Source organism: Providencia sp. PROV004 (genome assembly GCF_011045615.1).
In the GTDB taxonomy this organism is placed as follows: domain Bacteria; phylum Pseudomonadota; class Gammaproteobacteria; order Enterobacterales; family Enterobacteriaceae; genus Providencia; species Providencia rettgeri.
The window spans coordinates 1050571-1069551 of the sequence record NZ_CP042859.1; the positions used below are offsets into that span (position 1 = coordinate 1050571).

The window sequence follows — 18981 nt, forward strand, 5'->3', positions numbered from 1 at the left end:
CATCGCATGATGGGTGTTTCATAACAATTAATTGCTTATTCTTTGACTGGAATTGCTTTTAAAACCGCAGTTAGTAATTTCCAATACTCTCCAACGCTTGCAATGTGTACACGTTCATCAGGGGAGTGTGCACCGCGAATAGTTGGCCCAATTGAAACCATATCCATGTCTGGGTAAGGTTTTTTGAATAGACCACACTCAAGGCCTGCGTGGATCACCATGACATTAGGGATTTTACCGAACAGCTTGTTGTAGGTATCGCTGACTAAATGCATTACTGGTGAGTCTGCATCTGGTTGCCAACCTGGGTAGCTACCTTCTGCACGGTATTGGGCTTGTGCTAATTTACTGATAGATGTCAACATGTTAACAACGTAGTTTTTGCCGCTATCGATAAGTGAACGAACAAGGAAGATAATTTCTGCTTTATCTTCAGTTAGTCGTACAACACCTTCGTTAAGTGAGGTTTCAACCACGCCAATGGCAACATCACTCATGCGGATCACACCGTTTGGCGCCGCATTTAAGAAGAAAACAAAACGTTTTTGGCAGTCATCAGAAAGTGCTTTTAATTCGCTTTGCGTTTCATCTAGTAGCAGAACAAGGTTAGGCTCAACGACGGCTAATTCATTTTTCAGAATATCTTCATAACGAGCTCTTAGGGCAGTTAACTCAGCGACTTTGTTCGCAGGAACGGCAATAATGGCGTAAGCTTCCCGAGGAATGGCGTTACGAACAGTACCACCTCTGAAATCTAATAGTTTTAGGTTTAAATCTTCTGCGTGGCCAGCTAGAAAACGTGCTAACAGCTTATTGGCATTACCTAAGCCTAAATGTACATCACCACCAGAGTGCCCACCTTTTAGGCCTTTTAGGGTCATTGTGAAGGTTTTATAGCCTTGTGGTAATGCTTCACGCGTCAGGTCAAACGTAGAGGTAAAGTCAACCCCACCAGCACAACCCATGTAAATTTCACCTTCTTCTTCTGAGTCGGTGTTAATCAGAATATCGGCTTGTAACCAGCCTGCTTTCAAGCCAAACGCACCTTCCATGCCGGCTTCTTCAGTCATGGTCAGAAGAACTTCCATTGGCCCATGCTCAACACTATCATCAGCAAGAACAGCCAACGCAGAAGCTAAGCCAATGCCGTTATCAGCACCTAAAGTGGTTCCTTCAGCGGTGACCCATTCACCATTAACATATGGACGAATTGGATCTGTTTTAAAGTCATGTACCGTGTCGTTATTTTTCTGTGGCACCATGTCTAAGTGAGCTTGTAAAACAACGCCTTTGCGGTTTTCATAACCAGGGGTTGCAGGTTTACGGATCAGAATATTACCCACTTCATCACGTTCAACGTGAAAGCCTTTTTGTTTTGACCAATCAACAATATGTGCGGCTAAGGCTTCTTCGTGGTATGAAGGGTGCGGGATAGAACAGATTTTCGCGAAGATGTCCCATAGTGGTTGGGGGGATAATGTAGCTAGCTCAGACACGTCTCTCTCCTTTTATTTTCCCTTTATATTTCAATCTGTAGCGTTGTTGGCTTCATTCATAAATCCCAGTCACATACTTATGTATGCTCCTAGGATTTACTCATTTGCCGCCTAGCTACAAATTGAACTATTTAGGGATAATATCCTGAATAACCCAGTAGGAGCTGATCGGCAACCAACGTTAATTTCAGCTTCAATTTTAAAAGGAATATTGCTGTAATTATGACCTAACAGCCTGAAGTTTCGAATTAAAGGCTGCCTCTTTTATAAACTCAGGATAACACTTTCTTTTGAGCAATGGACAGTGTAAATGATAATAATTAATGTCGAATGGTGCTTTTTACTGGTTTTTAACCGGCCAAATCACTATAATCTCGCGCAACCTTTTTTCCGCAAGACACATTTCAGATTTACTCAGCAGTCGGGACCCGAATTTTATGAGCGAAAAATATGTCGTAACGTGGGATATGTTGCAAATACATGCCCGTAAACTCGCACAACGTTTATTACCAGTAGAGCAATGGACCGGTATTATCGCGGTTAGCCGTGGTGGCCTTGTTCCTGGAGCACTTCTAGCACGCGAACTTGGTATTCGTAACGTTGACACCGTTTGTATTTCTAGCTATGACCATGACAACCAGCGCGAATTAACCGTGATTAAACGTGCTGAAGGTGATGGTGAAGGCTATATTGTCATTGATGATTTGGTGGATACAGGCGGCACAGCTCAAGCTATCCGTAACATGTACCCTAAAGCCCACTTTGTTACTATTTTTGCAAAACCTGCAGGGCGTCCATTAGTGGATGACTACATAGTTGATATTCCACAAGACACATGGATCGAACAGCCATGGGATATGGGCGTCGTTTTTGTTAAACCATTGTGTGAACAAGATAAATAAATCTGTGTTTTACGCGAGCTTTAGGTAAAAACATTGTAATTATAAAGTGTTATAGAATTTATTGATTGCAAAAACACATTAATACCTAAAATTTTTAAGCTAAACACGATATAATTTGGGGAGTGCATTTTTGCATTCCCTTTATTTTTGGCCAAATTCAACTCTGATAGACAAGGAAATAGGGATGACTCAGCAAAACCTTTCAGAAAAACTTTTCAAACCTAAAGTCAGACAAGTTGAAACGTCAACATTAGTCTCTTATTCATCTCAAACAATTTCTCAAATTAAAGAACATAGTGTGTTAAGTGGGTCTCACCATGCGGGGTGGTACCGTATGATTAACCGCTTAATGTGGATTTGGCGGGGAATAGACGCCTTAGAAATTGAAGAGGTGCTAAGCCGTATTGCTATCTCAGATGCTGAGCGTAGTGATGATAATTTATTGGATACAGTCATTGGTAATCGTCGTGGAAACTGGTGTTTTGAATGGTCCCAGCAAGCCATGCATTGGCAGCAAAAAGCGTTAGAGTTTGAAAAAGGTGCAGAAGCAGGGGATGCTTGGTTGCGTTCTGCTAATTTGTACAGCATTGCAGCTTATCCTTTTATTAAAGGTGACGAGCTGGCTGACCAAGCTATTTTGTTGGCTTGTAAAGCGTATGATAGCGCAGCAAAATTTTCTCAATATCGCTTAAAGAAAATTCCATTTAAAGTTGATGGTGGAAAAGAAGTCTGTGGCTTTTTACATATTCCTTCACACGGTCAAGGGCCTTACCCGACCGTGATGATTTGCGGCATGTTAGATAGTTTACAAATTGATTTTTGCCGCTATTTCCGTGACTACCTCGAACCTCTCGGTATTGCGATGCTAACACTGGATATGCCATCTATTGGTTATTCGGTAAAACAAAAGCTTACACAGGAAACAAGCACCCTACATGAGCAAATTGTTCGCCAGATTGGGGATATCGCTTGGATTGACCACACGCGTTTTGGTATCGTGGGTATGCGTTTTGGCGCAAATATAGCATTAAGATTAGCTTATATGTGTCCAGATAAGATTAAAGCAGTCGCTGTCATAGGGCCAATTGTGCACAGTTTATTGCATGAAGAGAAATATCAGCAGGATATTCCTCGAATGGTTCTGGATGTGTTCGCCAGTCGTTTGGGTATTTATCAAGTTGATGGTTCTGCTTTACGCCATGAGTTAAGTTGTTATTCACTTAAAAATCAAGGGCTTTTAGGGCGACGCAGTAAAGTCCCAATGTTATCGGTTAGCCTCAAAGATGATATTTATAGCCCTAAAGCCGAATCTGATTTAATTCGACGCTCTTCGATGGATGCTGATACGATAATGCTACCAAGCCAGCCTGTTTTTGCTAATTTTGAAAAGGCGTTAAGTGAAACTACTAATTGGTTAAAAGCAAAAATACTTTAATTTTATTTAATAACTTGCTTATTTTTACCCATTTGTTAAAAAGGGATCTTCCCAAGAAGGAGATCCTTAACATGGCTTTACCGACTGATTACTCAAATGGAAAGTATTTAAAGAAGTTTGCTTCGATAGGACCTTATTTACGTGAAAAACAATGTTTAAATGGCTGTTATATATTTGATAGCCTCGTTGTTTGCGTGAATGCAAATATTGCCCCAGAAAAACGCGAGTTTTGGGGGTGGTGGCTAAAATTGGTAGCAACTGATAAGGGCTTTGAATTTATTTATCATTTTGGCCTATACAACAGTCATGGTAGTTGGCAAGTCAAAGCACTAAAAGATGCGGCAACCATTGAAGCGACCGAGCAAAATTTAGTGTCATTTCACCAAGCCCTTGCAAAACAATTATCTGAACTTGAGTTAAGCCTCTTTCCCTCCCCGCTAATGGCAGAATTAAAACTGGAATTAAGCGCATAAATTTGTTTTAAACCAACTTTTGTTGAATTTTGCGTTATGCTTGTTGGCATAACGCGCTTCTCCTGATAAAAATGATACCTACTTTTTGGTTTATTAATCCTAATGGCAGAAAAATGATGAAAAATAGCCAGACGCTGGTAGTTAAATTAGGGACCAGTGTATTAACAGGGGGCTCGCGCCGTTTAAATCAAGCTCATATTGTTGAGCTTGTCAGGCAATGCGCGCAGCAATATGAAAAAGGGCATCGCATTATTATTGTGACTTCTGGGGCAATTGCCGCGGGTCGCGAACATTTAAATTACCCCGAACTGCCGGCTACCATAGCATCTAAACAGTTGCTTGCGGCGGTCGGTCAAAGTCGTTTAATTCAGTTATGGGAACGGTTATTCTCCATTTATGGTATTCATATCGGGCAAATGTTACTGACACGAGCCGATTTAGAAGACAGAGAACGTTTCTTAAATGCACGAGATACCTTGCAAGCTCTGTTAGATAACGGAATCATTCCAGTTATTAATGAAAATGATGCCGTTGCTACCGCAGAAATTAAAGTCGGTGATAATGACAATCTATCCGCTTTGGCCGCGATTCTTGGCGATGCCGACAAACTGCTATTACTCACGGATATCGAAGGCTTATATGATGCTGACCCACGCAGTAATCCAAATGCAAAATTGATACCCGAAGTGTATGGTATCAATGATGAACTTCGTGAAATGGCGGGGGGAAGCGTTAGCGGGTTAGGAACCGGTGGAATGGCAACTAAATTACAAGCAGCAGATGTCGCGGGCCGCGCAGGAATTGATGTTATCATTGCAGCAGGCAATAAACCCGATGTTATTAATGCGGTTATTGAAAATCTTCCAGTTGGTACCCGTTTTTATGGGCAAAAAAATCCAATGGAAAATCGTAAACGTTGGATTTTCGGTGCTCCAGCCGCTGGGGATGTCTACATTGATGATGGTGCACAACTGGCAATTATGGAAAAAGGGAGTTCATTGTTGCCAAAAGGAATTAAAAAGATTGAAGGCGATTTCTCTCGAGGCGCAGTGATCCGTATTCGTAATATGGCAGGAAAAGACCTAGCTCATGGGGTCAGCCATTATAACAGTGATGCACTGAGAATGATTGCTGGGCACCATTCACAAGAAATCAGTAAAATACTTGGTTATGAACACGGTTCTGTGGCTGTTCATCGTGATGATATGATAGTGAGTTAATTATGTTAGAGACAATGGGTAAGGCAGCAAGAGTTGCTTCATGGCAATTAGCTCAGTTAAGTACCAAACAAAAAAATGCAGCACTATTACAAATTGCAGATCTACTAGAACAAGATAATGCAGTTATACTGGCAGCGAATCAAAAAGACATGGCGCAGGCAAAAGCAAGCGGTATGAGTGAGGCGTTACAAGACCGATTATTATTGACGCCAGAGCGTTTAAAAAGTATTGCTGATGATGTCAGAAAAGTATGTCAATTAGCTGATCCTGTTGGGCAAATCATTGATGGAAGCCAATTGGATAGCGGTTTAAATTTACAACGTCGCCGTGTTCCATTGGGAGTTGTTGGCGTTATTTATGAAGCTCGCCCTAATGTTACCGTTGATGTGGCTTCGTTATGTTTAAAAACAGGTAATGCGGTCATTTTGCGTGGCGGGAAAGAGACGCATCATACTAACCTTGCGGTAGTGGAAGTTATTCAAAAAGCATTGGAAAATAGCGGCTTGCCAGCAGATGCAGTACAAGCTATTAATAATCCGGACCGTGAATTAGTTGCACAATTACTCAAATTAGATCGTTACATTGATATGCTAATCCCTCGTGGCGGTGCGGGGTTACATAAATTATGTCGTGAGCAATCCACGATCCCGGTAATTACCGGGGGCATTGGCGTTTGCCATACATTTGTTGATAAATCGGTGGATTTTAATAAAGCCATTGATGTGATTATTAATGCGAAAGTTCAGCGCCCAAGTGCCTGTAATTCACTTGAAACATTATTAGTTCATAAAGAGATTGCGACTGAGTTCCTACCGTTTTTAAGTGAAAAAATGGCGCAGCAACAAGTCACTCTGCATGCGAGTGAAAAAGCACTTCCATTACTAAAACAAGGCCCAGCGAAAGTTGTTGATGTAAAACCTGAAAACCTTGTCGATGAGTGGTTATCACTGGATCTTAACGTAGAAATTGTGGATGACATTGACGCAGCTATTGACCATATTCGCCAGTATGGTACTGCGCATTCTGATGCTATCTTGACAGAATCTATTCATCAAGCTGACTATTTTGTTCAATGTGTAGATTCAGCAGCGGTATATGTTAATGCAAGCACTCGCTTTACTGATGGTGGTCAGTTTGGTTTAGGTGCAGAGGTCGCAGTAAGTACGCAGAAATTACACTCACGTGGCCCTATGGGGTTAGATGCACTAACAACGTATAAATGGATCGGATATGGCGACTTTTTGAGTCGTCCATAATGAGTAAAAATGATGAGATAGCCACACTTGTGTGGCTTGAGGTTGTTGACAAAGCGAGATAAAAGCGTGGTTTTTCCCGCTTTGTGTTATCAGCCAAAAATCAATAAATTGATTTTCCTAGTTTATTTTCAAAACCTATTAGATTGCTGCCAAACATAATATGTTTGGCAGCAGTCTATCGCCACACTTGTGTGGCTTTCTTTTTTTATTTGTCAAATTAAGCAATTTATCATAAGTAAATTTGTAATCAGTATTGCTTAGTATTCATGATGATGGGATGAAATTTAATGTTTTACATTATCGGTCCAAGAGGTTCGGGTAAAACCACAATTGGTAAAAAATTTGCAGAATCTAAAGGCTATCAATTTGTTGATACAGATAAATTGGTTTTAGAAAAAGCGGGAAAAAGTATCGCTGAAATTGTTGAACAGCACGGTTGGGATTACTTTCGTCAGCTAGAAACTGACGTCCTTAAGTCGATTAAGCAAAATAATATGATTGTTTCTACTGGCGGAGGCCTGGTTCTCGCAGAAGAAAATCAGCAAATTATGCGTAATAACGGCACTGTTATTTATTTAAATACCCATCCTGAAGTTTTAGCAAAACGCCTTGCAGCAGAGCCACAAGCGGATCAACGACCAAGTTTGACCGGGAAATCTTTAATTGAAGAAATTGAAGAAGTGATGCAACAAAGGGAACCTATCTACCGTGCGACTGCTCACCATATTATTGATGCTGCGCAGCCTGTCGACGATATCATCGCACAACTTAATGATTTAACTTAAACTAATGACTAATAAGCCTGCGGTGTTTTCGGAATATACTAATTAGAGCAAAGGGAGTAGCTCAGTAAGATAGATGTCACTAAAGGTATAGTTGTATCACACTAATATATAAAAATATAATCATAGTATAGGGACTCATTATGTTGGCAAAGATAGTCAAAACAGTACTTAAATTTTTGTTTCGCGTGCAAGTTATTGGCGATGCGAAAGAGTTTAATCAAGATAAATGTTTGATTACACCTAATCATGTTTCTTTCCTTGATGGTGTATTAATCGCACTTTTCTTACCTGTTAAACCTGTATTTGCTGTTTATTCAACATTTGCCACACCAAAAATGGTGAAGCGCCTTAAGCCCTATGCAGATATTGTCCCTCTTGATCCTGCCAACCCTCTAGGTATTCGTCATCTAGTTAAAGAGGTAGAAAAAGGGCGCCCGATAGTTATTTTTCCAGAAGGCCGAATTTCAGTTCATGGCTCTTTAATGAAAATATACGAAGGAGCGGCTTTTGTGGCCGCAAAGTCTGGAGCAAAAGTTGTTCCTATTCGTATAGAAGGGGCTCAATATAGCCATTTTGGGCGTCTGAAAGGCATTTTTCCATTAAAATGGTTTCCGAAGATCACATTGCATATCTTGCCGGCACAAGCTATCCCAATGCCTGAAGCACCTAAGGCTGTAGAGCGTCGAGCTCTGGCTGGTGAACACCTGTACCAAATCATGAAATCTGCTCGTATGTCTTGTTTACCACAAGTCACATTAGTTGAAGAATTTATTCAAAGTGTTCAGTTTTTTGGGCGCCGTACGCCTTGTATCGAGGACATCGCATTTAAAGAAGACTCATATCAATCCCTATTGAAAAAAACCTTAGGGGTTGGTCGTATTATTGAACGCTATACACATGAAAATGAAAGAGTTGGCCTATTATTGCCAAATGCGACAGTCACCGCGGCTGCAATTTTCGGTGCTTTAATGAGAGGCCGAGTACCTGCTATGCTCAATTACACAGCGGGCAGTCACGGTATTAGTAACGCGTTAAAAGCCTCTGCGGCGAAAGTAGTCTTTACTTCGCGCCAATTTTTGGAAAAAGGCAACTTAACGCATATTCCAGAACAAGTGCCAGAAGCAAGTTGGATTTATCTTGAAGATTTAAAAGATACGGTAACATGGCAAGATAAATTATGGATTATTAAACACTTATTCAACCCTAAAAAAGCCATTCTTCCTCGTAAACCGTCTGATGAAGCCGTTGTTTTATTCACATCTGGTTCTGAAGGTACACCAAAAGGTGTTGTCCACAGCCATGCTAGCTTGATGGCAAACGTAGAACAAATAAAAACGATCGCTGATTTCACCCCACGTGACCGTTTTATGTCGTCACTGCCGTTATTTCACGCATTTGGTTTGACGGTTGGTTTATTTATCCCTCTATTTTCAGGAAGCCGAGTTTTCCTTTATCCAAGCCCATTGCATTACCGAGTCATTCCTGAATTAGTCTATGACAAAAACTGCACCGTATTATTCGGAACATCAACCTTTTTAGGTAACTACGCACGGTTTGCTCATCAGTATGATTTCGCACGTTTACGTTATGTGGTTGCCGGTGCAGAAAAATTATCGGATAAAACGAAAAAAATCTGGTTTGATAAATTTGGCATCCGAATTCTTGAAGGTTATGGGGTCACTGAATGTGCACCAATTGTATCAATCAATGTCCCTATGGCCGCGAAAGAAGGCTCTGTTGGGCAAATTTTACCTGAAATGGAAGCGCGAATTATTCCAATTTCTGGAATTGAACAGGGTGGTAAATTACAGCTTAAAGGCCCAAATATTATGAAAGGGTATTTGCGCGTTGAAGCCCCTGGCGTCCTTGAAACACCGCAAGCTGAAAATGCACAAGGTGAAATAGAGGAAGGTTGGTACGACACTGGTGATATCGTTGAATTAGACCATAAAAATTTCTGTACTATAAAAGGCCGTGTTAAACGTTTTGCTAAACTTGCAGGAGAAATGGTTTCCCTCGAAAGTATCGAGCAAATGGTGGCATCTATTTCTCCCAATGCAAATCACGGTGTGGTTACAAAGCCAGATAGCAGTAAAGGTGAAGCACTTGTTTTGTTCACAACAGATAAAGAATTAGACCGTAGCGCATTATCCAGTGCAGCCAAAAGTAAAGGATTAACCGAGTTAGCGGTTCCACGCGATATTCGTTTTGTTAAAGAGTTGCCAGTGCTAGGTAGTGGTAAAACGGATTTTGTTACATTAAAGCAAATGGCATTAAAGGATGAATAATATGCAAGAAAGCACTTCCAATTCACCGCTAATGAGCCGAGGTATGAAAGCAGTACTGGCTTCACAGTTCCTCTCTGCATTTGCGGATAATGCATTATTATTTGCCATATTAGCCCAGCTCAAAGCCGAATTTTACCCCGAGTGGAGTCACCCTATCTTGCAAATGGTGTTTGTTTTTACTTACATCATTTTAGCGCCATTTGTTGGGCAAATCGCGGATAGGTTTTCAAAAGGCCGAGTGATGTTGTTTTCTAACATCTTTAAATTTATTGGAGCACTAGGGATTTGTTTTGGCCTAAACCCATTCCTTTGCTATGGGTTAGTGGGGATCGGTGCAGCATCCTATTCACCGGCTAAATACGGTATTCTCGGTGAACTCACTGGCGGCGATAACCTTGTTAAGGCCAATGGTGTGATGGAGGCTTCAACAATTGCAGCCATTTTAGTGGGGTCAGTTGTCGGAGGAATGCTGTCCGATATTAACTTAATCTTAGCGTTAGGTACATGTGCTGCACTGTATGCGTTAGCCGTTATTGCGAATTTTTTCATCCCACACTTAGCTGCGGCGAGGCCTGGAAAAGGTTGGGATCTTAAGCTGTTGATGGCGTCTTTTTTCAGTGCTTGCCGTGTGCTATGGGCGAATCAAGAGAGTCGTTTTTCACTAGTCGGAACTAGCTTGTTCTGGGGGGCCGGGGTAACGTTGCGTTTTCTGCTCGTTGCATGGGTGCCTGTAGCGTTGGGGTTACAAGACAACACCACACCAACCATTCTAAATGCGATGGTTGCGGTGGGGATAGTCGCAGGTGCGGGGCTTGCTGCCAAATTTATTACCTTAAAAACGGTTTATCGATGCATCCCTGCGGGAGTTATTATAGGTGTGATGGTAGTGTTACTTTCCTTGCAAACTAACATTATTCCATCCTATTTTATTTTAATTATTCTTGGGATTTTTGGCGGTTTATTTGTCGTTCCATTGAATGCATTATTACAAGAAAAAGGGAAAGAAACCGTTGGCGCAGGGAATGCGATCGCCGTACAAAATTTAGGTGAAAATAGTGCAATGCTGATTATGTTAGGCTTGTACTCACTGGCAATTAAAGCAGGTTTATCCGTTGTGAATGCGGGTATTGGTTTTGGTGCTGTATTTGCAATTGCGATTGCGGGTTTATGGGTTTGGGATCGTGCTCGTAAAAAAATGGCATAAAGGTAGATAGCATCATGATAGATGAGAAACGGCTTGAAACACTGAGTATTCAGATTGGACTGAAACTGAAAGAACAGGGTAAAACAGTCACAACCGCTGAGTCTTGTACCGGGGGCTGGGTTGCGAAGGTTTTAACCGATATCTCGGGTAGCTCAGATTACTTTCAGCGCGGTTTTGTGACATACAGTAATGAAGCAAAGCATCAAATGATTGGTGTTAAGAGCGAGTCTTTACAACGGTATGGTGCTGTAAGCCAACAAGTTGTTACAGAAATGGCGGAAGGCGCTTTGCAAGAAGCCAGTGCAGATTTCGCTGTTTCAGTTAGTGGAATAGCAGGCCCTGGGGGCGGTAGTATAGAAAAACCTGTTGGTACGGTATGGTTTGGTTTTGCGCAAAAACAGGCAGACCAAACGGTATTTGTCACAACACAACATAGAGTGTTTCAAGGAAACCGAAACGAAGTTCGTTTTCAATCAACAGTTTATATACTTGAAACACTTTTAAAGCAGTTAAATTAAAAATTTCCTTGATACTGTATGATTATACAGTATAATCAGTTTCAACAAACCGAATTCAATCGTTTTATTTGCAGTGGTCAAATCATTGCACTTAGGGAGTAAACATGGCTATTGATGAAAACAAACAAAAAGCACTTGCAGCAGCATTAGGCCAAATTGAAAAACAATTTGGTAAAGGTTCCATTATGCGTCTTGGTGAAGACCGCTCTATGGATGTTGAAACTATCTCAACAGGCTCCTTATCCCTTGATGTTGCATTGGGTGCTGGTGGCTTGCCACTAGGTCGTATTGTTGAAATCTACGGCCCTGAATCCTCAGGTAAAACAACACTAACCCTGCAAGTTATTGCAGCAGCACAACGTAGCGGTAAAACGTGTGCTTTCATCGATGCTGAACACGCTTTAGACCCTATCTATGCTAAAAAATTAGGCGTCGATATTGATAACTTACTGTGCTCTCAACCTGATACCGGTGAACAAGCGCTAGAAATTTGTGATGCATTAACTCGCTCAGGTGCGGTTGATGTAATCATCGTTGACTCCGTTGCTGCGTTAACACCAAAAGCAGAAATTGAAGGTGAAATTGGTGATTCACATATGGGCTTAGCTGCTCGTATGATGAGCCAAGCAATGCGTAAGTTAGCGGGTAACTTAAAAACATCTAATACCCTACTGATCTTTATCAACCAAATTCGTATGAAGATTGGTGTTATGTTTGGTAACCCAGAAACAACAACGGGTGGTAATGCATTAAAATTTTATGCATCTGTTCGTTTAGATATCCGTCGTATTGGTGCAGTGAAAAATGGCGAGGAAATCGTCGGTAGTGAAACTCGCGTTAAAGTGGTAAAAAACAAAGTTGCAGCGCCATTTAAACAAGCTGAATTCCAAATTTTGTATGGTGAAGGTATTAATACCTTCGGCGAGTTAATTGATTTGGGTGTAAAACACAAATTAATTGAAAAAGCAGGGGCTTGGTATAGCTATAACGGCGATAAAATTGGCCAAGGTAAAGCTAATTCAACAAATTATTTAAAAGAGCACCCTGAAGTCGCTCAAGAAATTGATACCAAACTGCGTGAAATGTTATTAAACCACACTGGTGAATTTAGCAGTGCGGCAACAGACTTTATCAATGATTCTGATGAAGAAGAAACACCAGAAGAATTTTAATATCAATCTAGTTTATTGATTAGCAAGTAAACTATAGGCGCTCCGCTGATGTGGTTGCGCCTGTTTTGTTTTAAATCTATTACATTAATTGTTTATTGAACAGTTTTTCTGTGGAAAAATACACCAGTGCAAGGTATAAACATACTTTCAGAAAATATCTAGACGCTTTACAATGAAAGCTGCGAATGGATGTATCTATATTTTACTTCTGCACAAAGAGACTTTATCTTATCAGTCACTTTTTAATCGGAGAGTTGATTAGAGGTGATGTTACATTCCATCTCAACAATTCGTAATTCTGTTTCCAGCTTGATATCGGGATAAATATGAGTAAAAGCACCGCTGAGATCCGTCAAGCGTTTCTCGACTTTTTTCATACAAAAGGTCATCAAGTGGTCTCTAGTAGTTCACTAGTGCCAAATAATGACCCTACACTATTGTTCACAAACGCAGGGATGAACCAGTTCAAAGATGTATTTCTTGGTCTGGATAAAAGAGCATATTCCCGAGCGACAACCGCGCAGCGCTGTGTGCGCGCGGGTGGTAAACATAACGACTTAGAAAATGTGGGCTATACCGCTCGCCACCATACATTTTTTGAAATGTTAGGCAATTTTAGCTTTGGCGATTACTTTAAGCATGACGCAATCCGTTTTGCTTGGGAATTATTGACTAGCGAAGAATGGTTTAACTTACCAAAAGAAAGGCTGTGGGTGACCGTTTACGCAACTGATGATGAAGCCTATGACATTTGGAACAAAGAAATTGGTGTTCCAGTTGAGCGTATTATTCGTATCGGTGATAACAAGGGCGCGCCATATGCGTCAGATAACTTCTGGCAGATGGGTGATACAGGTCCTTGTGGCCCATGTACCGAGATTTTCTATGATCACGGTGACCACATATGGGGGGGGCCTCCAGGAAGCCCAGAAGAAGACGGTGATCGCTATATTGAAATTTGGAACTTGGTCTTCATGCAATTTAACCGTCAGTCTGACGGGACAATGGAGCCTCTGCCAAAACCTTCAGTCGATACAGGAATGGGCTTAGAGCGTATTTCTGCAGTATTGCAGCACGTTAATTCAAACTATGAAATTGATATTTTCCGCGATCTCATCGCTGCTGCTGCTAAAGCAACAGGTGCGACAGATTTAGAAAATAAATCATTACGTGTTATTGCTGACCATATTCGTTCTTGTGCATTCCTTGTAAGTGATGGTGTTATTCCATCAAATGAAGGCCGTGGTTATGTTCTGCGTCGCATTATCCGTCGTGCTGTTCGTCACGGTTATATGCTTGGTGCCAAAGATACCTTCTTCTATAAATTAGTGGCGCCACTGATTAACGTCATGGGGTCCGCGGCTGATGAACTTGGACGCCAGCAAGCAATGGTCGAAAAAGTTCTCAAGACCGAAGAAGAACAATTTGCTCGTACTTTAGAACGTGGTCTTCAATTATTAGATGAAGAGCTTGCCTCACTGAAAGGGGATACTCTGGACGGTGAAGCCGCATTCCGCTTATATGACACCTATGGCTTCCCAATCGATTTAACGGCAGATGTTTGCCGTGAACGCAATATTAAAGTCGACGAAGAAGGTTTTGAGCGAGCGATGGAGGACCAACGTCGTCGTGCGCGCGAATCCAGTGGTTTTGGGGCAGATTATAACTCTTTAATTAAAGTTGATAAGCGCAGTGAATTCTCCGGTTATCAATATGATGAGCAACAAGCTACTATTACTGCATTATATAAAGATGGCCAGCCTGTAGATAGCTTGAATGCTGGTGAAGAAGGCTTAGTTATACTAGACAAAACAGCATTTTACGCAGAGTCTGGTGGGCAAGTCGGTGATACTGGTTATTTAAATAATGATAGTGCGAGCTTTAAAGTTACTGACACGCAAAAATATGGTCAAGCGATTGGGCATATTGGTAAGGTTGAAGCGGGATCACTCGTTGTTAATCATAGAATTACCGCTTTCGTGGATAGTGCTAGACGTGATGCGATCCGTTTAAATCACTCAGCAACGCACTTACTGCATGCGGCACTACGCCAAGTATTAGGTGACCATGTTTCTCAAAAGGGGTCATTGGTTAATGATAAATACTTGCGTTTTGACTTCTCTCATTTTGAGGCGATGACACAAGACCAACTACGCCAAGTAGAAGATATTGTGAATGCGCAAATCCGTAAAAACTCAGAAATTGAAACCGAACTAATGGATTTAGAAGGTGCAAAAGCAAAAGGCGCTATGGCATTATTTGGTGAAAAATATGAAGAGCGTGTACGTGTTCTGAGTATGGGTGATTTTTCTATCGAATTATGTGGTGGTACCCATGCGCGTCGTACCGGAGATATTGGTTTATTCCGTATTCTGAGTGAATCGGGTACGGCTGCAGGTGTTCGTCGTATTGAAGCGACGACAGGCACTACAGCAATTGAAAGTATTCACAATCAATCAGAGCAACTTTCGGCAATTGCGCACTTGGTTAAAGGTGATATGAATAGCCTTGTCGAGAAAGTGAAAGCGGCATTAGAAAAATCTCGCCAGCTCGAAAAAGAAATTGTGCAACTAAAAGATCAACAAGCATCTCAAGAAAGTGCTTCACTAAGCAGCAAAGCGAAAGACGTGAAAGGCGTCAAATTATTAGTGACTCAATTAGGAGATACTGATCCTAAGTTGTTGAGAACTATGGTTGATGACCTTAAAAATCAGTTGAAATCAGCGATTATCGTGCTTTCAACAACAAGTGGTGATAAAGTCAGTATGATTGTTGGGGTGACTAATGATTTAACTGCTAAAATTAAAGCAGGTGACTTGATTTCCCACATTGCAGGTCAAGTTGGTGGTAAAGGTGGTGGCCGCCCAGACATGGCTCAAGCAGGAGGTACTGACGTTAACGCATTACCTACTGCTATGGCGAGTGTCGAAGAATGGGTTGAAGCACGCCTGTAAGCACTTACAAAGTTGCCTCATTAAAAGATGAGGCAACTTTAATCTGTTGCGGCATTGTTAATGTATCGTTTGTAGTGCTATATTTTGCTTGTAAATAATTAGAATGCTTGTATTGATGGCATCAATGCTTTAGGTGAATGTCATTGCTTTACGTTTTCACGGTGTGTGATGGACAATAGCGGGGGATACCTAGAGACCCGACTCTTTTAATATTTCAAGGAGCAAAGAATGCTTATTCTGACTCGTCGAGTTGGTGAAACACTCATGATAGGCGATGAGGTAACAGTTACTGTATTGGGTGTCAAAGGCAACCAAGTTCGTATTGGTGTTAATGCGCCAAAAGAAGTTTCTGTTCACCGTGAAGAAATTTATCAACGGATCCAGGCTGAAAAGACTCAACCAGATAATCAATAATAATGAATAAGCGTCCAATGATTGACCACACAGCAAGAATGGGCGCTTGTCTTACTCGTATTATATTCTAAAAATATCCTTTCATTTTTATACTTCTCTAGCATCAAACTCACATTATTGTTTAGTTTTCGGTTCTCATGTACTGAAATTTTGTTTCCTTTTGTTTGAAATATAGGCTAATCAATCCTGTGAACATATTTTTATTCATTTGTAGAATAATTTTTTTCCAGTATTTTTGTTTATAAAGTTAGTGTCATAGGGGCTGAAATATATCTTTTCCGGTGTTAAACTAATCATCTTGCTTGTGAAATGTGCAAACAGACACCGGAATGCAAAAAGTTTGGAAAAATTGTTTGACTTCTAAGTCTAGGAAAGTAATATGTGCGCCACACAGCAACGAGATGTTTGAAAAAACAAATCGTGTGTAACTAAAATATGGTGAGGTGGCCGAGAGGCTGAAGGCGCTCCCCTGCTAAGGGAGTATGCGGTCAAAAGCTGCATCGAGGGTTCGAATCCCTCCCTCACCGCCATTTTAGATTATGCATCCGTAGCTCAGCTGGATAGAGTACTCGGCTACGAACCGAGCGGTCGGAGGTTCGAATCCTCCCGGATGCACCATCTTTAACCCTATGAGAAGATCTGATGGGGTTTTGTTTTGGTTTTAGCAGCCAAACAAAGCAGTAACTAAGAAGTTGATTTATAGAAGTAGAAGTTGATAAAGAAGTTTGAGAGAGCAGCACTCCTTTGCATTAAGTATGCATCCGTAGCTCAGCTGGATAGAGTACTCGGCTACGAACCGAGCGGTCGGAGGTTCGAATCCTCCCGGATGCACCATCTCTTAGCTAATAACTTAGCATATCAATAATACCTTTTAATTTAACTCAGATAAGTTATTGAGAATATATCGATTCAAAATCGAATGAATTTGCATCCGTAGCTCAGCTGGATAGAGTACTCGGCTACGAACCGAGCGGTCGGAGGTTCGAATCCTCCCGGATGCACCATCATTAAGAAACTCCTCATTTGAGGAGTTTTTTTTGCCTAAAATTACCATTCATAAAATTAACTAAATCGCATTTTCCATGCATCTTTGATTTATTCCCTCATAAACCACACATCTAGACAGCGACAATTTATGTGATTTAAGCTAAAGTAATTGCCTTAATAAAATAAATTAACATCACAGGCGGGAGGTCGACTTGATCCCGGACGTATCGAAAGCGCTCTCATGGTTAGAGGCGCACCCAGAAACACTAAATGGTATTCAACGTGGTATAGAGCGTGAAACATTGCGTGTAACCCCAACAGGCGCAATTGCAGAGACCTTGCATCCAGAAGGGCTGGGAAAAGCTTTAACACATAAATGGATCACGACAGATTTTGCGGAGTCCCTACTCGAATTTATTACTCCTGTAGATAAAAGCATTAGCCATAATTTGGCTTTCTTGCGAGATTTACACCGCTATACAGCTCGTCACCTTCAAGATGAAAGAATGTGGCCGTTGAGTATGCCGTGCTTTATTGAAAGTGAAGATAAAATCACTCTTGCGCAATATGGCTCTTCTAATGTGGGGCAGTTTAAAACGCTGTACCGTGAAGGCCTTAAAAATCGTTATGGTGCTTTGATGCAAACGATAGCAGGCGTGCATTATAACTTCTCTTTGCCGATTGAATTTTGGCGAGCATGGGCAGGTATTGAAGATGAAGAAAGCGGTAAAGAAAAAATTTCTGAAGGCTATTTACGTCTGATTAGAAATTACTACCGCTTTGGTTGGGTTATTCCTTATCTATTTGGCGCCTCTCCGGCGATTTGCGGCTCTTTTTTGAAAGATAGGGAGACGTCGCTGTCATTTGATAAAACGGACAGTGGTACGTATTACTTGCCTTATGCGACATCTCTACGTATGAGTGACTTAGGTTATACAAATAAATCACAAAGTGATTTAAATATCACATTCAATAAATTGGATGAATATGTAGAAAACCTGAAAAAAGCTATCCATAAGCCTTCAGCTGAATTTGAAAAACTGGGTGTCAAAAAAGACGGCAAATATATTCAACTAAATACCAATGTGCTACAAATTGAAAATGAGCTCTACGCCCCAATACGCCCGAAACGCGTTCCTAAAGGCAATGAATCACCTTCCGATGCATTATTGCGCGGTGGTATTGAGTACATTGAAGTCCGTTCACTTGATATCAATCCATTTAGTGCAATAGGCGTTAATGAAACTCAAGCTCGTTTTGTTGATCTATTCTTAATATGGTGTGTACTCGCTGATGCGCCTGAAATGAATGCACAAGAATTAGACTGTTGCCGTCAAAACTGGAATCGTGTCATCCTTGAAGGTCGTAAGCCAGGTCAAGTTATTGGTTTCGGTTGTGGTAGTGAAGTTAAGCCGTTAGTTGAAGTTGGACAGCAATTATTTAATGACTTGATCCGCGTGGCTGAAGTGTTAGACACTTGTTGCGATGCAAAATATCAAGAAGTTTGTCACCAATTTGTCGCTATGTTTAAAGACCCAACTCTCACATATTCAGCGCTCGTTATGGATGAAATGTTAGAGAAAGGCATTGGTGGCTACGGGTTAGAATTAGCTGAAAAATATTTTGAACAGTTAGTGAATGAACCGTATGAAGTGATAACTGAAGAGCAATTTGAGCAAGCACGATTGGCTTCAATAGAGAAGCAAGCGAAGATGGAACAAAGTGAGAGCGAAAGCTTTGAGGACTATCTACGCATTCATGCAGGACGCTAAAAGAAATGGCCACTCTAGGTGGCCAAATAAAAAATCTCTTAGAGAATTAGGGATGATAACAAATTGCGCGTCTTTCAATAATTCAGACTCTGCATTTTCAAAATA

At 41.1% G+C, this 18981-nt stretch carries 14 protein-coding genes and 4 tRNA genes; 17 read left to right on the forward strand and 1 reads right to left on the reverse strand.

The window, feature by feature from the left end; genetic code table 11:
- Nucleotides 1–35: 35 nt before the first annotated feature.
- On the reverse strand, nucleotides 36–1496 hold the full coding sequence (pepD, locus tag FVA69_RS04640; RefSeq protein WP_109911973.1) for a beta-Ala-His dipeptidase: 1461 nt from the start codon (nucleotides 1494–1496) through the stop codon (nucleotides 36–38).
- Between the two features lie 437 nt (nucleotides 1497–1933).
- Between pepD and gpt the strand changes: the two genes are divergently transcribed.
- The 17 genes from gpt to gshA all read left to right on the forward strand — a co-directional run bounded on the left by gpt (nucleotide 1934) and on the right by gshA (nucleotide 18876).
- The gene (gene gpt, locus FVA69_RS04645) at nucleotides 1934–2398 is read left to right on the forward strand and encodes a xanthine phosphoribosyltransferase (protein ID WP_164528477.1); all 465 of its coding nucleotides are present in this window, start codon (nucleotides 1934–1936) and stop codon (nucleotides 2396–2398) included.
- 184 nt (nucleotides 2399–2582) lie between these two features.
- The gene (gene frsA, locus FVA69_RS04650; protein WP_004914084.1) at nucleotides 2583–3833 is read left to right on the forward strand and encodes an esterase FrsA; all 1251 of its coding nucleotides are present in this window, start codon (nucleotides 2583–2585) and stop codon (nucleotides 3831–3833) included.
- Between the two features lie 71 nt (nucleotides 3834–3904).
- Nucleotides 3905–4306 carry a sigma factor-binding protein Crl gene (gene crl / locus FVA69_RS04655; protein WP_109911974.1) on the forward strand — a complete coding sequence of 134 codons (402 nt, stop codon included), beginning with the start codon at nucleotides 3905–3907 and terminating at the stop codon, nucleotides 4304–4306.
- Nucleotides 4307–4422: 116 nt separating this feature from the next.
- Nucleotides 4423–5526, forward strand: coding sequence for a glutamate 5-kinase (gene proB / locus FVA69_RS04660; protein ID WP_036958967.1), 1104 nt, complete (start codon nucleotides 4423–4425; stop codon nucleotides 5524–5526).
- Between the two features lie 2 nt (nucleotides 5527–5528).
- Nucleotides 5529–6782: a glutamate-5-semialdehyde dehydrogenase gene (proA, locus tag FVA69_RS04665; protein WP_109911975.1), complete on the forward strand. Its 1254-nt coding sequence runs from the start codon at nucleotides 5529–5531 to the stop codon at nucleotides 6780–6782.
- Nucleotides 6783–7069: 287 nt separating this feature from the next.
- A complete protein-coding gene (gene aroL / locus FVA69_RS04670) occupies nucleotides 7070–7567 on the forward strand; it encodes a shikimate kinase AroL (protein WP_004914075.1) in 498 nt (165 codons plus the stop codon).
- Nucleotides 7568–7707: 140 nt separating this feature from the next.
- Complete coding sequence (gene aas / locus FVA69_RS04675; protein ID WP_109911976.1) at nucleotides 7708–9855, forward strand: bifunctional acyl-ACP--phospholipid O-acyltransferase/long-chain-fatty-acid--ACP ligase; 2148 nt, start codon at nucleotides 7708–7710, stop codon at nucleotides 9853–9855.
- Between the two features lies 1 nt (nucleotide 9856).
- Nucleotides 9857–11059: a lysophospholipid transporter LplT gene (lplT, locus tag FVA69_RS04680; RefSeq protein WP_004914071.1), complete on the forward strand. Its 1203-nt coding sequence runs from the start codon at nucleotides 9857–9859 to the stop codon at nucleotides 11057–11059.
- A gap of 14 nt (nucleotides 11060–11073) precedes the next feature.
- The gene (gene pncC, locus FVA69_RS04685; RefSeq protein ID WP_109911978.1) at nucleotides 11074–11577 is read left to right on the forward strand and encodes a nicotinamide-nucleotide amidase; all 504 of its coding nucleotides are present in this window, start codon (nucleotides 11074–11076) and stop codon (nucleotides 11575–11577) included.
- A gap of 104 nt (nucleotides 11578–11681) precedes the next feature.
- The gene (gene recA / locus FVA69_RS04690; RefSeq protein WP_004914068.1) at nucleotides 11682–12749 is read left to right on the forward strand and encodes a recombinase RecA; all 1068 of its coding nucleotides are present in this window, start codon (nucleotides 11682–11684) and stop codon (nucleotides 12747–12749) included.
- Between the two features lie 326 nt (nucleotides 12750–13075).
- A complete protein-coding gene (gene alaS, locus FVA69_RS04695; protein ID WP_164528478.1) occupies nucleotides 13076–15703 on the forward strand; it encodes an alanine--tRNA ligase in 2628 nt (875 codons plus the stop codon).
- A gap of 228 nt (nucleotides 15704–15931) precedes the next feature.
- On the forward strand, nucleotides 15932–16117 hold the full coding sequence (gene csrA / locus FVA69_RS04700) for a carbon storage regulator CsrA (RefSeq protein ID WP_004264815.1): 186 nt from the start codon (nucleotides 15932–15934) through the stop codon (nucleotides 16115–16117).
- Between the two features lie 437 nt (nucleotides 16118–16554).
- Nucleotides 16555–16647: transfer RNA gene (locus FVA69_RS04705), tRNA-Ser, on the forward strand.
- Between the two features lie 11 nt (nucleotides 16648–16658).
- Nucleotides 16659–16735 (forward strand) — tRNA-Arg (locus tag FVA69_RS04710).
- Nucleotides 16736–16874: 139 nt separating this feature from the next.
- Nucleotides 16875–16951 (forward strand) — tRNA-Arg (locus FVA69_RS04715).
- Nucleotides 16952–17044: 93 nt separating this feature from the next.
- Nucleotides 17045–17121, forward strand: a tRNA-Arg gene (locus FVA69_RS04720).
- Between the two features lie 195 nt (nucleotides 17122–17316).
- Complete coding sequence (gene gshA, locus FVA69_RS04725; RefSeq protein ID WP_164528479.1) at nucleotides 17317–18876, forward strand: glutamate--cysteine ligase; 1560 nt, start codon at nucleotides 17317–17319, stop codon at nucleotides 18874–18876.
- The last annotated feature ends 105 nt before the right edge of the window (nucleotides 18877–18981 follow it).

Bases quoted from the DNA above. Each gene is read 5' to 3' on its own strand.
- gpt (WP_164528477.1), top strand. From the start codon at position 1,934: ATGAGCGAAAAATATGTCGTAACGTGGGATATGTTGCAAATACATGCC.
- frsA (WP_004914084.1), top strand. From the start codon at position 2,583: ATGACTCAGCAAAACCTTTCAGAAAAACTTTTCAAACCTAAAGTCAGA.
- crl (WP_109911974.1), top strand. From the start codon at position 3,905: ATGGCTTTACCGACTGATTACTCAAATGGAAAGTATTTAAAGAAGTTT.
- proB (WP_036958967.1), top strand. From the start codon at position 4,423: ATGAAAAATAGCCAGACGCTGGTAGTTAAATTAGGGACCAGTGTATTA.
- proA (WP_109911975.1), top strand. From the start codon at position 5,529: ATGTTAGAGACAATGGGTAAGGCAGCAAGAGTTGCTTCATGGCAATTA.
- aroL (WP_004914075.1), top strand. From the start codon at position 7,070: ATGTTTTACATTATCGGTCCAAGAGGTTCGGGTAAAACCACAATTGGT.
- aas (WP_109911976.1), top strand. From the start codon at position 7,708: ATGTTGGCAAAGATAGTCAAAACAGTACTTAAATTTTTGTTTCGCGTG.
- lplT (WP_004914071.1), top strand. From the start codon at position 9,857: ATGCAAGAAAGCACTTCCAATTCACCGCTAATGAGCCGAGGTATGAAA.
- pncC (WP_109911978.1), top strand. From the start codon at position 11,074: ATGATAGATGAGAAACGGCTTGAAACACTGAGTATTCAGATTGGACTG.
- recA (WP_004914068.1), top strand. From the start codon at position 11,682: ATGGCTATTGATGAAAACAAACAAAAAGCACTTGCAGCAGCATTAGGC.
- alaS (WP_164528478.1), top strand. From the start codon at position 13,076: ATGAGTAAAAGCACCGCTGAGATCCGTCAAGCGTTTCTCGACTTTTTT.
- csrA (WP_004264815.1), top strand. From the start codon at position 15,932: ATGCTTATTCTGACTCGTCGAGTTGGTGAAACACTCATGATAGGCGAT.